Source organism: Ralstonia edaphi (assembly GCF_958350185.1).
Lineage (GTDB): Bacteria > Pseudomonadota > Gammaproteobacteria > Burkholderiales > Burkholderiaceae > Ralstonia > Ralstonia edaphi.
The window spans coordinates 296,153-310,042 of sequence record NZ_CATWHI010000003.1 but is presented as its reverse complement, the minus strand read 5'-3'; the positions used below and the strand labels follow the sequence as shown (position 1 = coordinate 310,042).

16 protein-coding genes are annotated in these 13,890 nt (G+C 64.0%); 3 read left to right on the top strand and 13 right to left on the bottom strand.

Annotated features, from left to right (window positions below; all coding sequences use genetic code 11):
* Nucleotides 1-3: 3 nt before the first annotated feature.
* The 11 genes from rapZ to R2669_RS11790 form a co-directional block, all read right to left on the bottom strand.
* On the bottom strand, nt 4-897 hold the full coding sequence (gene rapZ, locus R2669_RS11840) for an RNase adapter RapZ (protein WP_147217211.1): 894 nt from the start codon (nt 895-897) through the stop codon (nt 4-6).
* A gap of 91 nt (nt 898-988) precedes the next feature.
* Nucleotides 989-1,342 (bottom strand): PsiF family protein, encoded by a 354-nt coding sequence (locus R2669_RS11835; protein WP_316888644.1) that lies wholly within the window; start codon nt 1,340-1,342, stop codon nt 989-991.
* 186 nt (nt 1,343-1,528) lie between these two features.
* Entirely contained in the window at nt 1,529-2,503 is a 975-nt protein-coding gene (gene hprK / locus R2669_RS11830) for an HPr(Ser) kinase/phosphatase (protein ID WP_004633393.1), read from the bottom strand.
* 73 nt (nt 2,504-2,576) lie between these two features.
* Complete coding sequence (ptsN, locus tag R2669_RS11825; RefSeq protein ID WP_004633390.1) at nt 2,577-3,032, bottom strand: PTS IIA-like nitrogen regulatory protein PtsN; 456 nt, start codon at nt 3,030-3,032, stop codon at nt 2,577-2,579.
* 346 nt (nt 3,033-3,378) lie between these two features.
* Nucleotides 3,379-3,732, bottom strand: coding sequence for a ribosome hibernation-promoting factor, HPF/YfiA family (gene hpf, locus R2669_RS11820; RefSeq protein ID WP_004633388.1), 354 nt, complete (start codon nt 3,730-3,732; stop codon nt 3,379-3,381).
* Nucleotides 3,733-3,782: 50 nt separating this feature from the next.
* Nucleotides 3,783-5,291, bottom strand: a complete 1,509-nt coding sequence (locus R2669_RS11815; protein ID WP_316888642.1) for an RNA polymerase factor sigma-54 — start codon at nt 5,289-5,291, stop codon at nt 3,783-3,785.
* A gap of 96 nt (nt 5,292-5,387) precedes the next feature.
* Nucleotides 5,388-6,176 carry an LPS export ABC transporter ATP-binding protein gene (gene lptB, locus R2669_RS11810; protein WP_147217207.1) on the bottom strand — a complete coding sequence of 263 codons (789 nt, stop codon included), beginning with the start codon at nt 6,174-6,176 and terminating at the stop codon, nt 5,388-5,390.
* Nucleotides 6,177-6,206: 30 nt separating this feature from the next.
* Nucleotides 6,207-6,794, bottom strand: a complete 588-nt coding sequence (lptA, locus tag R2669_RS11805; protein ID WP_147217205.1) for a lipopolysaccharide transport periplasmic protein LptA — start codon at nt 6,792-6,794, stop codon at nt 6,207-6,209.
* Nucleotides 6,795-6,853: 59 nt separating this feature from the next.
* Entirely contained in the window at nt 6,854-7,486 is a 633-nt protein-coding gene (gene lptC / locus R2669_RS11800; protein ID WP_147217203.1) for an LPS export ABC transporter periplasmic protein LptC, read from the bottom strand.
* Between the two features lie 4 nt (nt 7,487-7,490).
* Nucleotides 7,491-8,087: a KdsC family phosphatase gene (locus R2669_RS11795; RefSeq protein WP_147217201.1), complete on the bottom strand. Its 597-nt coding sequence runs from the start codon at nt 8,085-8,087 to the stop codon at nt 7,491-7,493.
* Nucleotides 8,088-8,103: 16 nt separating this feature from the next.
* Nucleotides 8,104-9,087 carry a KpsF/GutQ family sugar-phosphate isomerase gene (locus R2669_RS11790; protein ID WP_147217240.1) on the bottom strand — a complete coding sequence of 328 codons (984 nt, stop codon included), beginning with the start codon at nt 9,085-9,087 and terminating at the stop codon, nt 8,104-8,106.
* Nucleotides 9,088-9,396: 309 nt separating this feature from the next.
* On the opposite strand from R2669_RS11790, the gene R2669_RS11785 reads away from it, so the two are divergent.
* Entirely contained in the window at nt 9,397-11,376 is a 1,980-nt protein-coding gene (locus R2669_RS11785; protein WP_147217199.1) for a monovalent cation:proton antiporter family protein, read from the top strand.
* Nucleotides 11,377-11,385: 9 nt separating this feature from the next.
* Here the strand turns inward: R2669_RS11785 and R2669_RS11780 are convergent, their stop codons facing one another.
* Complete coding sequence (locus tag R2669_RS11780) at nt 11,386-11,790, bottom strand: ribbon-helix-helix domain-containing protein (RefSeq protein ID WP_316877246.1); 405 nt, start codon at nt 11,788-11,790, stop codon at nt 11,386-11,388.
* A gap of 38 nt (nt 11,791-11,828) precedes the next feature.
* Nucleotides 11,829-12,407 carry a DJ-1/PfpI family protein gene (locus tag R2669_RS11775; protein ID WP_316888637.1) on the bottom strand — a complete coding sequence of 193 codons (579 nt, stop codon included), beginning with the start codon at nt 12,405-12,407 and terminating at the stop codon, nt 11,829-11,831.
* Nucleotides 12,408-12,515: 108 nt separating this feature from the next.
* Between R2669_RS11775 and R2669_RS11770 the strand changes: the two genes are divergently transcribed.
* Together R2669_RS11770 and R2669_RS11765 are read left to right on the top strand one after the other, a co-directional pair.
* On the top strand, nt 12,516-13,124 hold the full coding sequence (locus tag R2669_RS11770) for an adenine phosphoribosyltransferase (RefSeq protein WP_316900254.1): 609 nt from the start codon (nt 12,516-12,518) through the stop codon (nt 13,122-13,124).
* Between the two features lie 126 nt (nt 13,125-13,250).
* Nucleotides 13,251-13,871, top strand: coding sequence for a LysE family translocator (locus R2669_RS11765; protein WP_316888635.1), 621 nt, complete (start codon nt 13,251-13,253; stop codon nt 13,869-13,871).
* Nucleotides 13,872-13,890: the final 19 nt, after the last annotated feature.

The window sequence follows — 13,890 nt, the reverse complement described above, 5'->3', positions numbered from 1 at the left end:
GGCTCAGCCCTCTACGGCCAATTCGCGGTGGCGGACCAACACATTACCATGCGCGCGGAAGTACGTGGCGAGCCGTTCCGCGATGTACACGGAGCGATGCTGGCCGCCCGTGCAGCCGATCGCGACGGTCAGGTAGCTGCGGTTGTCGGCAATGAAACTCGGCAGCCACTTTTCCACATAGGCGCGAATATCCTCTGCCATTGCAAGCACCATCGGCTGGCTTTGCAGGAAATCGATGACGGGCTGGTCGCGCCCCGTGAGTGGGCGCAGTTGCGTGTCGTAGTACGGGTTAGGCAACGAACGCACGTCGAAGACGAGATCGGCGTCGGTCGGCACGCCATGCTTGAAGCCGAACGATTCGAACATCAACGTGATGTCGTGCGGCTCATCGCTGATGAATTCTTTGATGTACGCGCGCAGGGCGTTCGTGCGCAGCGTGCTGGTGTCGATGCGATGCGCTGGATCAGCGAGCGGGCTGAGCAGCTCGCGTTCCATCTCGATCGCTTCGATGAGCGAGGTGTCGAGGCCCTTGGCGGCCGCCTGCACGTTGGCGGCGGTATCGGGGCGGCCGTTACGGATGGACAGCGGATGCCGGCGGCGCGTTTCGGAGTAGCGCTGCACCAGCGCGTTCGTGCTTGCCGTCAGGAACAGCATGCGCACGTCGTGTTCCTTGCGCAGCAAGGTGACCGTCTCAGGCACCTTGCGCAGCGATTCACGGCTGCGGATGTCAGTGGCCACGCCCAGATGCGTATAACCCTGGTCCGCCAGATAGCGCGCCAGTTCGGGGATGAACTGCGCGGGCAGGTTGTCAACGCAGTAGTAACCTGCGTCTTCGAGCACGTTCAGGGCGACCGATTTCCCTGAACCCGACATACCGGTGATGAGAATGATCCGCATGCCGCGAGGATAGCATCCCTGTGTTGCAAAGCAGCGACCAACAAAAAAGGCGACCGATGTGGCCGCCTTTTTGAGCGAGTCTAAGTGACGCTCAGCCTTTGGAGAGGCATGCTTTCTGGGCGTTCTTGTATTCGTCGCCCTTCTTGCCCTTGTTGGCCTTGGAGCAGGCTGCCATCTTTTCCTGTTGCGTCATCGGCTTGGCGGCCGCAGCCGGTTTGTCCGACAGGCAGCCTTTCATGAAGGCCTTGCGCTCGTCGCCCTTCTTGCCGGCGGCGTCCATGTTGCATTGCTTCATCTTGTCTTGCTGCGAATTCTTGGCTGCCGGGGCGGCAGCAGGTGCGGCAGCAGGTGCGGCCGGGGCGGCTGCGGGTGCGCTGGCTTGGGCGAATGCCTGGCCGGCCAGGAACGGGAGCGCCAGGGCGCAAGCGGCAATCAGTTGTTTCATCGTCGTATTCTCCTTGGTACTGTCAGAAGAGCGGGCGAAAACAAGCCGCCGCGCTCGCGATGAACGCCGCCGCGTTGTGTGCTCGGCGCATTCCCTCCCACAACGGGGCGGCCGCACGTCGGGTTGACGTTTCGCAGCGAAAACTAGGGTAAACCGGTCTGAATACGAAACTTTGTGGCGGCTTTGTTAAAGCAGGCGGCCCTGGGGCGAGTGGGATGCGGCTTCTGCCTGCATGGCGGCGCGCTGGCGGTCCATGAAGTCGCGCAACGTATCAATGCCGCGCAGACGCAGGATGGTATTGCGCACGGCGGCTTCGACCAGCACGGCCAAGTTGCGGCCGGCGGCCACCTGGATCTTCACCATGTGGATCGGCAAGCCGAGCACATCGAGGTACTGCGAATCGAGCGGCAGGCGTTCGAACTCGCCATCGTTGCGGCGCACGAGCTGGACGATCAGCTTGATCTTCATCTTCCGGCGCACCGCCGTTTCACCGAAGATCGTCTTGATGTCGAGCAGGCCCAGGCCGCGCACTTCCAGCAGATTCTGGAGCAGCGGCGGGCAGCGCCCTTCAATGAAGTCCGGCCCGAGGCGCACGAAGTCGACTGCGTCGTCGGCAACCAGGCCATGGCCGCGCGAGATCAGTTCCAGGCCCAACTCGCTTTTGCCCAGGCCCGAATCGCCCATGATCAGCACGCCCATGCCGAGGATGTCGAGGAACACCCCGTGCATCGTCACGCGGGGTGCCGAGATGCGCGACAGGTACAAGCGCAGGTGATCGATGACGGCCGCCGAGGAAATCGGCGACGTGAACAGCGGCGTGGACGAACGCGTGCAGCGCAGCTCCAGGTCGGGGGGAGGATCCACACCATCGGCTACCACCAGGAAGGGCGGCTCCAGCAAGATCAACTCACCCATCTGTCGCTTGCGGTTTTCTTCCGACAGGCGCTGGTAGTAGGTGATCTCGGGCTTGCCGAGCACCTGAATGCGATTTGGGTGGATGAGGTTCAAGTGCCCGACCAGATCCGCAGCAGACGTCGCTTCCTTGGCGAAGTCCACGTCGAACGCGCGGTCCGCGCCCTCCAGGCCAGCGACCCACGATAGCTTCAGATCAGCTGCGTTGTCGTCAAAGATCGATTGGGCGATGACGCCGGTCAGTTCCATAGCGGGGCACGGTGATGCCGACGGGGCATAGCGCGTTCGCAATCGGTTGCGCTGGCCACCGATTGCGCTGCGATCAGGGCCGCCAGTCGGTCAGTAGCTGGTGAATCGCCTCGGGCGACGGCAGGGTGGCGAGGCCTTCGCGCATGTCACGGTCGGACAGCAGCTGGGCGATTTCGGAGAGGATTTCCAGGTGTTGCTGGGTCGCCTGTTCAGGCACAAGCAAGAAGATCAGCAGCGAGACAGGCTTGCCGTCCGGCGACTCGAAAGGCACCGGTTCGGACAGGCGCATGAAAGCGGCCAGCGGTTGCTTGAGCCCCTTGATGCGGCCGTGTGGGATGGCCACGCCGGCGCCCAGCCCCGTGGAGCCGAGCGATTCGCGCGCAAACAGGTTGTCGGTGACGACTGCGCGCGCCACACCGTGGTTGTTCTCGAACAGCAGGCCGGCCTGTTCAAATACCCGCTTCTTGCTGGTTACGCTGACGTCGAGGGCAATGTTCCCGGGCGGCAGCAGTTTGGCCAAGCGATTCATGTGCAATGCGTGAAATGAGCGGCGTCCTTCTGCACCAAGATGGCGCGCGGACAATGGGGTCATTATAGACCACGTGCCGCGCGGCTTTGTGCGGCGCACCAGCGGTGCACCACGCAGGGCAGAGAAGCGAATCCCCCAGGGCTGCAATCAGCCGGTGCCGGCAATGTGCGCACGGCATCGACCCTGTTTTTGCCAGCATCGCGCCAAAAGCCGCGCCACGCCAGCATTCATACTTTCGTCAGATTTTAGCCCGACTTAAATCCGTTGCAATCGGATTCGTCACGAATGCACCACGGCATAAAAAAACCGCGCCAACTCGGGGCGCGGTTTCTGCGGTGCCGTCCTGCTATTGCTGCATCTGCACGGCCTGGAAGGCTTGGTGCTTCATGCTGTCGCGATCGTGTCCTTGCACGCGGTCCTTGTACTTGATCACTTGCCTGTCCAGTTTATCGACGAGGAGGTCGATGGCCGCATACAGATCTTCATGGTGTGATTCGACGAAGACGTCCTTACCTTTGAGGTGCAGGTTGATTTCCGCGTACTGACGCCGATCCTTCTCCTTGTGGTTATCGACCGATAGCAACACGCTGACGCCAATCACCTGATCGAAGTGCCTGATCACACGCTCCAGTTTCGTTTCCACGTACTCACGCAAAGCAGGCGTGATGTCCAGGTGGTGTCCACTGAGTTTGAAGTTCATAGCGGTTCTCCTTCTCAAGATGAGCCGCACCGGAACTGCCCGCGATGCGGCTATAAAGACTTGCGCAAATTCACTGCAGGGATCTTGAGGGCTTCGCGGTATTTGGCCACCGTCCGACGGGCCACCACGAATCCTTGTTCCCCTAACAGTTCGGCAATTCTGCTATCGGACAGAGGATTCTTCGGGTCTTCGGCTCCTACAAGTTGCTTGATGAGCGCGCGTATCGCGGTGGACGACGCGGCCCCGCCGGTTTCCGTCGATACATGGCTGCCGAAGAAGTACTTCAACTCGAACGTCCCCATCGGGGTCGCCATGTATTTGTTGGTTGTCACACGGGAGATCGTGGACTCGTGTAGACCCAGTGTATCGGCTATTTCCCGCAAAACCAAGGGGCGCATGGCGATTTCGCCGTGCGTGAAGAAGCTCTTTTGACGCTCGACAATCGCTTGCGAGACACGCAGGATCGTATCGAAGCGCTGCTGAATGTTCTTGATCAGCCAACGTGCTTCCTGCAGCTTCTGCTGCAGATTGGCGGCGCCCGATTCACCACGGCTGCTGCGAAGGATTTGCGCGTACATGTCGTTGATGCGCAGGCGCGGCATGACGTCGGGGTTCAGTTGCGCCATCCAGCCTGCGCTGGTCTTGCGCACGATCACGTCGGGCACCACGAAGTCCGCTTCGGCGCGACCGAACGCGTGACCCGGAAACGGCGCCAGTGAACGAATCAGCTCATGCGCTGCTTTGAGTGCCGGTTCGTCGACGGAGAGCGCCTTCTTCAGGCGCGTGTAGTCGCGTGCGGCGAGCAGTTCAAGATGCTGGTTGACGATGATGAGCGCCAGCGCTTTCGCGGGCGAATCGAGCCGGTGCAATTGCAGCGACAAACACTCGGAGGCTGAGCGCGCGCCGATGCCGGGCGGATCAAAGCTCTGCAGCATGCGCAACGCGGCTTGCAGTTCGTCGAGTTCGACTTCGAGTTCGGCCGGCAGATCTGCAAGGATTTCATCGAGCGTGCCCGACAGATAGCCTTCGTCGTCGAGCGACTCGATCAGGAAGATGACGAGGCCCTTGTCGCGCATCGACAGCTTGAGCGGCGCGAGTTGTTCCATGAGGAATTCGCGCATGCTTTGCTCGGCTTCGCGCAACTGTAGCGGCGCGCGGTCGTCTTCATCGGATTGCGGCTTGCGGGCGAAGTCGTCGAGGCTCCAGTCGGAGCGGTCGGAGCCGTAGTCGCTGTCGAAATCGGCGCCGCTGTCGTGGCCGTTCTCGTAGCTGTCTGGGGCGTCGCTGCTATCGCCACCGTTGGGCGCGGGCGGAGGCGACTCGGTCGGCAGCGGCGTGGCGCTGTTGCTTTGCACCGCGTTCACCGAGCCGTCCGCGCCAATGCGTGCGGAGGTGTCGAGCCACTCGTTTTCCCGCTCCAGTAGGGGGTTTTCGGTCAGGGCCTGCTCAACTTCCTGCTGCAGTTCGATGGTCGACAACTGCAGCAATCGAATCGATTGCTGCAACTGCGGCGTAAGCGCGAGATGTTGAGAGAGACGGAGCTGGAGCGACTGTTTCATGCGGGCTATTCTATGCCCAACACTCGGTCGATGGAACGGATTTTGCTTTAAGGTGCGGCTTTGCCACGTCCTTAAGGCGTAGGCGTGCAGGGTGGCTTACATCCGGAAGTTATCGCCCAGATAGACCTTGCGTACATCCTCGTTTTCGATGATCTGCTCCGGCATGCCCGCAGCGAGCACAGTGCCTTCGCTGATGATGTAGGCGTGATCGCAGATGCCCAGCGTTTCGCGCACGTTGTGATCGGTGATCAGCACGCCGATGTTGCGGTCTTTCAGGAAGCTGACGATGCGTTGGATTTCACCGACGGCGATCGGGTCGACGCCGGCAAACGGTTCATCGAGGAGGATGAAGCGCGGCGACGAGGCCAGCGCGCGCGCAATTTCCACGCGGCGACGTTCACCGCCCGAGAGCGACAGCGCGGGGTTGTCGCGCAGGTGAGCGATCTGCAAGTCGTCGAGCAAGCCGTCGAGGCGGCGATTGACTTCGTCTTGCGACAGCTTCTTGCCGTTCTGCTCCTGCAGCTCGAGCACCGCGCGGATGTTTTCCTGCACGTTGAGCTTGCGGAACACCGACGCTTCCTGCGGCAAATACGACAGGCCCATGCGTGCCCGCTGATGGATCGGCAGGCGGCTGATGTGCTCGCCGTCGAGCACGATGTCGCCAGCGTCCAGCGCCACCAGGCCGACGATCATGTAGAACGAGGTCGTCTTACCGGCGCCGTTGGGGCCGAGCAGGCCGACCACTTCGCCGCTTTTCACGTCAAGCGACACATCCTTGACCACCGTGCGCGTGCCGTAGCGCTTCTTCAGATGGCGGACGACCAGCGTGCTGGAAGTCGCGGCCTGCGGCGCTGCAGTTTTTGGGGCGAGAGTGGTGGCGGACATAAGCGAAGCAGAAAAGACAGGCGATACGGATCAGGGCTTGGCGGCCGGATTTGATGCCGGTGCGGCAGGCGTGCTCGTGCGCGGCGCGAGAACGGCGCGCACGCGGCCGGACGGGTTGGCGGCGGTGGCGTTTTCAGCGCCGCCCGAGGCCGTGTAGAACTCCTTCTGGCCGTCGTATGTGATGACCGCGCCGCGGATCTCGTCGAGTTGCGTCGCGCCTTGCAGGCGCTCCATGCGGGCGCGGGTGATCAGCTTGGAAATTTCCTGCTTGCCATCGTATTCGATGCGCTCGCCCCAGCCCTGGATGTATTCGTCGACGTTGTCGCGCTTCTGCCGAATGAACGCCAGATTGCCGGGCTTGGACGTGGCGACGGCGTAGTTGTAGCCCTCGGGGTCGGTCCGGAGATCGGCCTGGTCGGAGCGCAGCACCATGGTGCCCTTGGTCAGCACCACGTTGCCGGTCAAGTGATAGACCTGCTTCAGATCGTCGTAGCTGGCGTTGTCGGCTTCGAGCACGAGCGGCTTGTCGCGATCGGCGCGCTCGGCGTGCGCGGGCAGGGCCGGGAGCAGCAGCGCAGCGGCGATGGCGAGGCCGGCGGCACGGAGGGAATCAGTCATGGAGATCACGTCGGAGAAGGGCGCGGTCGGTGGGCGTTGTCAGGTGTCGGGGGCAGAGTTTACTGCTTCGGCGCCCCCAGCCCTTCGATTCGGCCGCGCACATTGCCCAGCAATTGTACTTGGCGCGTCACGTTGTTGAAGGTGAGGCCGTTGGCGTTCATGATCGACGGCCCCCGGTGCAGCTCGACCGGCTTGTCGGTGCGCACGATGTCGTCGTTGAGCAGCACCTGGAAGTAAGTCGAGTCGGCCGTCATCAGCGGGTCCTGGCGGGCGTCGGGCCCTTGCGCGCGGATGACCTTGGCGTTGTTGTACAGATCGATGATCGTGCCGTCGCCATTCATCTTGCCGAGATCCGCCCGGGCGGTGACCTGCGGCCGGTCGGGCGCATAGACGCGCAGCGCCGGGTACGTGACGTCGTAGGTCAGGTCGTCCTCATAGTGGTTCATGTGGACGCCGGTGAAGCGGTATTTGGTCGAGCCGGTCTCGTCCAGCGCAGTGGCCGAGATGCCGTCCATTGTGTAGTCGGCGATGTGGCGTTTGGGCTGCGTGGCGGCTTCGTCGGTTTGCGGGGTGTTGACCTGCACGAGCAGGAACGTGACGCCGCAGACGATCGCCATCAGCAGGATCGGCAGCCCGCGCAGCATGATCTGCAGCACGGAGGAGACGAGGCGTTGGGAGCGTTCGCTGGCCATGGAGTCAGGAGGGTTGCGGGGCGTGCAGCAGTTGCGCGAGCAGGGCGTCGTAGGCGCCTTGTGCCTTCAGGATCAGGTCGGCCACTTCGCGCACGGCGCCGCGTCCGCCCGTGGCCTGCGCGACATAGTGAGCGCGGCTGCGCAGCTCGGCATGGGCCTGAGCCGGGCATGCGGTAAATCCGACCATCGTCATCACCGGCAGGTCGGGCCAGTCGTCGCCCATGTAGCCGGCGTCCGTGGCCTGAAGTTGCGTGGCGGCCAGCAGGTGGGCAAATGCCTCGCGCTTGTCGGCTACGCCTTGGTACAGATGTTCGATGCCGAGTTCCCCGGCGCGCCAGGCGACGATTTCGGATTGCCGCCCGGTAATGATGGCCGACGTGACACCGGCCTGTGCCAGGAGCTTGATGCCGTGGCCGTCGAGTGTGTCGAACGCCTTGCTGATTTCTCCCTCGGGACCGACGAGCAGGCGGCCGTCGGTCAGCACGCCATCGACGTCGAACACCATCAGACGCACGCGTGCGGCGCGTTCCATTGCCTGCGGAAAGCGTGCGTCGATGTTGCTGTGGACGCTGTCGGCGGGAAACAGGGCCGGAGTGATCATCAGCGGCGTGGGCGGGTCAGATGACCTTGGCCCGCGTCAGGTCGTGGATGTGCAGCGCGCCCACCAGGAGGCCGGCGGCGTCGACCACCAGCAACTGGTTGATACGGTGCGTTTCCATGACTTCGACGGCTTCAACGGCGAGCTGGTCGGGACCGACCGAGCGCGGGTTGCGGTGCATGACCTCGTGGATGGGCACGGTGCGCCAGTCGCGCGGGGTTTCGAGCAGGCGGCGCAGGTCACCGTCGGTGAACACGCCCACGGCATGGCCTTCGGTATCGACCACGGCGGTCATCGCCATCCCCTTGCGGGTGATTTCCATCAGCGCTTGCGACAGCGGCGTGTCTTCGTTCACGCGGGGGATGGCGTCGCCGGCGCGCATGACGTCACGCACGTGCGTCAGCAGCTTGCGGCCAAGCGATCCACCCGGGTGCGAGCGGGCGAAATCTTCGGCACCGAAGCCGCGCGCGTCGAGCACGGCGACGGCCAGCGCATCGCCCAGCGCGATCTGCGCGGTGGTGCTGGCGGTGGGAGCAAGGTTCAGCGGGCAGGCTTCGACATCGACGTGGGAGTTCAGCACCACATCGGCGTGCTTGCCAAGCGAGGACTCCGGGTTGCCCGTGACGGCGATCAGCTTGGCGCCGAGCCGCTTGACCAGCGGCAGGATGGCGTTCAGCTCGGACACTTCGCCGGAATTGGAAAAGCCGATGAAAACGTCGTCGCGCGTGACCATGCCGAGGTCGCCATGGCTGGCTTCGGCCGGGTGCACGAAGAACGCCGGCGTGCCGGTCGAAGCGAGCGTCGCGGCGATCTTGCGCGCGACATGCCCCGATTTGCCCATGCCGGACACGACGACGCGCCCGGTGCAGCCGAGCACCATTTCGACCGCGCGTGCAAAGTCGGCGGACACCTGTGATTTGAGACCGAGGACGGCTTGCGCTTCGATGTCGAAGGTTTGCTGCGCCAGCGCAAGTGCTCGATCCGGATTGAAATTCGCTATCATGGCGGCGAAGTATAACAACGATTGACAGTGTCCTCGGCCGCCGGTGGCGCGTTGGGGCTTGGCTTGCGGGGAGTCGCGGAGCGTGCGGGCGCTCCGTTTTGCTGCGCCGCGGCATTCAGCTTTCCAATCACTTTTCTTCCCGTCGCCACGCCGTCTTTTTTGCCCTGCGGCGTCTCGCGTGTCGCGTTCTTCGTTTAATACCCTGGCATCGGTCTTGCAGCGCCTGCGTGCTCGCTTGCGCACGCACCGTCCTGATGCGCGGGCGCTGTCCCCGCTGTCCAACCCCTTTCGATTGGTTTTTCGCGTCGCATGCATTCGCCGCTGGAACTCGCCCTCGTGTTGTTGGCCGCTGCCGTGATCGGCGTGGTGTTGTTCCGCATGCTGCAATTGCCGCCGATGCTGGCCTACCTGGTGGTGGGCGTGCTGATCGGGCCGAAGGCGACGGGGCTGGAGTCCGATTCCGCCCAGACGCGCTATCTGGCCGAGTTCGGGGTGGTGTTCCTGATGTTCTCGATCGGGCTGGAGTTCAACCTCTCCAAGCTCCGTTCGATGCGGCGGCTGGTGCTGGGGCTGGGTGCGTCACAGGTGGTGCTGACCATCCTGCTGACGATTCCGGCTTCGATGCTGCTCTCGCACTGGTATCCGCTGTCGTGGCAGGCCGGGCTGGCGCTGGGCGGCGCGTTGGCGATGTCGTCCACGGCCATCGTCTCGAAGATGCTGGCCGAACGCTTGCAACTCGAGACCGAACACGGCCGCAACATCATCAGCGTGCTGTTGTTCCAGGATCTGGCGGTGGTGCTGCTGCTGATCGTGGTGCCGTCGCTGGGCAAGAACCCGACCGACCTGGTGCTGACGCTGTCGATTGCGGCGCTGAAGATCACCGTTGCGCTGGTGCTGATCCTGTTCCTGGGGCAGAAGCTGCTGTCGCGCTGGTTCCACCTCGTGGCGGCGCGGCGCTCGCAGGAGCTGTTCATGCTGAACCTGCTGCTTGTCACCCTCGGGATGGCGGCGCTGACAGAGCGGCTGGGCCTGTCGATGGCGCTGGGCGCGTTCCTGGCCGGCATGCTGGTGTCGGAAACGCCGTACAAGCTGCAGGTGGAAGAAGACATCAAGCCGTTCCGCGACGTGCTGCTGGGGCTGTTCTTCGTGACGGTCGGCATGCTGCTGGACCCGCGCGTGGTCTTCGAGCATTGGGCGCTGGTGCTGGGCCTGGTGCTGGCGCCGGTGCTGTTCAAGTTTGTGCTGATCGCGCTGCTGGCGCGGGCGTTCGGTTCCGGTGGCGGTGCGGCGATCCGGACGGCCTTGGGGCTGGCGCAAGCAGGTGAGTTCGGCTTCGTGCTGCTCAACCAGATCGACGGCATGAAACTGATCGACCCGCTGCTCGGCCAGGCGATCCTGGCGGCGATGCTGTTGTCGATGCTGCTGGCGCCGTTCCTGATCCAGTACAGCGACGTGATCGCCATGCGGCTGTCGCGCACGGACTGGCTGATGCAATCGCTGGCCATGACGAAGATCGCCGCGCAGAGCATCGCCACCGAGCGCCACGTCATCATCTGCGGCTACGGGCGCAGCGGCCAGAACCTTGCGCACATGGTCGAGCAGGAAGGCATCGGCTACGTCGCGCTGGATCTGGACCCCGACCGCGTGCGCGAGGCTGCAGCCGCGGGCGAGCATGTCGTCTATGGCGATGCGGCGCGGCGCGAGTCGCTGGTGGCGGCCGGTATCCACCGCGCGGCGGCGGTCGCCATTACCTATGCCGACACGGCGTCCGCATTGAAGGTGCTGCATCACGTGCAGGCCCTGGAGCCGACGCTGCCCGTGATCGTGCGCACCATCGACGATGCGGACCTCGATCGCCTGCAGCAGGCCGGCGCCACGGAGGTCGTCCCCGAGATCATCGAAGGGAGCCTGATGCTGGCCTCGCACGCGCTGGTGCTCCTGGGCGTGCCGTTGCGCCGGGTGGTGCGCCGTGCGCAGGAGATGCGCGACGCACGCTACAGCCTGCTGCGCGGCTATTTCCACGGCCAGGATGACGAAGAAGACATGCTCGAGCGCGACGCCGTGCGCCTGCATTCGGTGCCGCTGGCCAAGGGCTCGCCCGCCATCGGCCACAAACTCGGCACGATGGGGCTGGAGACGTTCAAGACGTCGGTCACCGCGATCCGGCGCCAGGGTATTCGTGCGCTCGATCCCGATCCGGATACCGTCCTGGAGCTGGGCGATATCGTTGTGCTGCGCGGCACGCCCGAAGGGCTGCAGATGGCGGAGGAGCGGCTTTCGCCGCGTTGACGCGCGCGCTTACTTGACGAGCGCTTCGAGCAGCGGCCCCCGCGAGCGACGCGGCGGCGGGGCATCGGCCAAGTTGGGCGGCAGGCCATCGAGCACCGCAGCGGCATCGAGCGAACTGATCGCCACACGGGTATCGGCGGGAATGCGCCCATCCTGCTTCAGCATCAGATACCGCAGGCAGCAGACGCGCAGGAACGACGCGAAGTTCGCCACTTCGCCGCGCCGCTCAAACAGCTCGTCATAGAGCTTGCTGATGAGCTGGGTGACCGTCAGGCCGTCGCGCTGGCCGATTTCTTCGAGCACCTCCCAGAACAGGCACTCCAGCCGCACGCTGGTCGCCACACCGTGCAGGCGGAGCGAGCGCGCGAGGCTGTCGTACGAATGGGGATTGGCGCGGATGAAGATTTCGCACATGGCCGGGCTCCGGGGCGCCCGGCGTGCGGGCAACCGGATCAGTGTAGAACCCGCGTGCCCAGGACTTCAAGAAACTGTGCCAGCCACGCCGGATGTGCCGGCCAGGCCGGCGCCGTGACCAGCTTGCCGTCGGTGTGGGCTTGGTCGACGGGGATGTCCTTGAAGGTGCCGCCTGCGGCCGTGACTTCCGGGCCACATGCGGGATAGGCGGAACACGTCTTGCCTTCCAGCACGCCCGCCGCCGACAGCAACTGGGCACCGTGGCAGATAGCGGCGACGGGTTTGTCAGCCTGGAAGAAGTGACGCACGACTTCCAGCACGCGGCCATTCAGTCGCAGGTATTCAGGCGCCCGGCCGCCGGGCACGACGAGTGCGTCGTACGCTGCCGGGTCGACATCGGCAAACGTGGCGTTGACGGTGAAGCGGTGGCCGGGCTTTTCGGAGTACGTCTGTGCGCCTTCGAAATCGTGGACGGCTGTGGCGACGGAATCGCCGGCACGCTTGTCCGGACAGACGGCATGCACCGTGTGACCGACCATCTGCAGCGCCTGGAAAGGGACCATGACTTCGTAGTCCTCGACGTAGTCGCCGACCAGCATCAGAATTTTCTTTGCCATTGCCGTGTCTCCTGTATGGTTGCGGTTTGCCCATTGTGGTTCGGTGCCATTCGGCACGGGTGGTAGCCCATTACCGCAGACCACGTTTCCCGCTTTCCCGTTTTTGCCATGAGCCAAGTCCCTCATCACCAGGCGGCGCTGCTGACGCTGTCGTCCGTTCCCGCGTCCACCGAACTCGGAGATGTGTCGCGCTACCTGCGTGACCGTATCCGCACGGTGCCGGACTGGCCGCAGGCCGGGGTGATGTTTCGCGATATCACGCCGCTGCTGCAGGACCCGAAGAGCCTGCGCGTGCTGGTGGACGTCTTCGTCCATCGCTACATGGAGCAGGGGCTGAACCTCGTGGCGGGCATCGATGCGCGTGGGTTCATCCTCGGCTCGATCGTGGCGTATGAACTGAACCTTGGCTTTGTGCCGATCCGCAAGAAGGGCAAGCTGCCGTTCAACACGGTGGCTGAGGAATACATGCTCGAATATGGCAGCGCGACGGTGGAAATCCACGCCGATGCCTGCAAGCCCGGCGACCGCGTCTTGCTGATCGACGATCTCATCGCCACCGGTGGCACCATGATGGCCGGAAAGCGCCTGCTGGAGCGGCTCGGGGCAACGGTGGTGGAAGGTGCGGCGATTGTCGACCTGCCCGAGCTGGGCGGCTCGCAACTGCTGATCGAAGGCGGTCTGCCGCTCTTCACGGTCTGCCGTTTCGACCGGCACTGAGCGGGCCGTCGGCGACCTTCGCGTGATGCACGGGCCGCATACGTTCATGTGACAAAAATATGACGCGCTGCTGCCGTGCGCAGTAGCATGACTCTTTCCATTGCCGCCGCACCCCGGGAGACGTCGATGCCCCACGTATTGCTGTTCCTGCTGACCTCGATCGCGATCACGGTGATGCCGGGCCCGGACAACCTGCAGGTGATCGCACGCGGTGCCAGCCAGGGCCGTAAGGCGGGGCTGTCAGCGGCAGCGGGGTTTGCGTCAGGCTGCCTTTTCCATACGACGCTGGCGGCGCTGGGGCTGGCGGCCGTGCTGCAATCGTCGCCTGTGGCGTTCCAGGCGATCCGCTGGCTCGGTGCGGCGTATCTGATCTGGCTGGGGATTCAGGCACTGCGCAGCAAGGGCGGCGTCGGCCTGAATCCTGCTGGACCCCAGACGGCGCCCGACCTGTGGCGTGTGTATCGCCAGAGCGTCTTCGCCAATCTGCTCAATCCGAAGGTGACGCTGTTCTTCGTGGTGTTCCTGCCGCAGTTCGTGGATGCGCAGGCGGGCCACGCAGCGCTGCAGATGTTGCTGCTGGGCGGCGTGTTCATGGCGCAGACCATCGTCGTGTTCAGCATCTACGGCTGGTGTGCGGCCGCGCTGGGCGGCTGGATGCGCCGTACGCCGCGTGCCTCGCTGTGGCTCGATCGGGTGAGCGGCTGTATTTTCATTGGGCTGGGCCTGCGCGTGGCTCTGACCAAATAAGTAAGACTGCACGGCAACA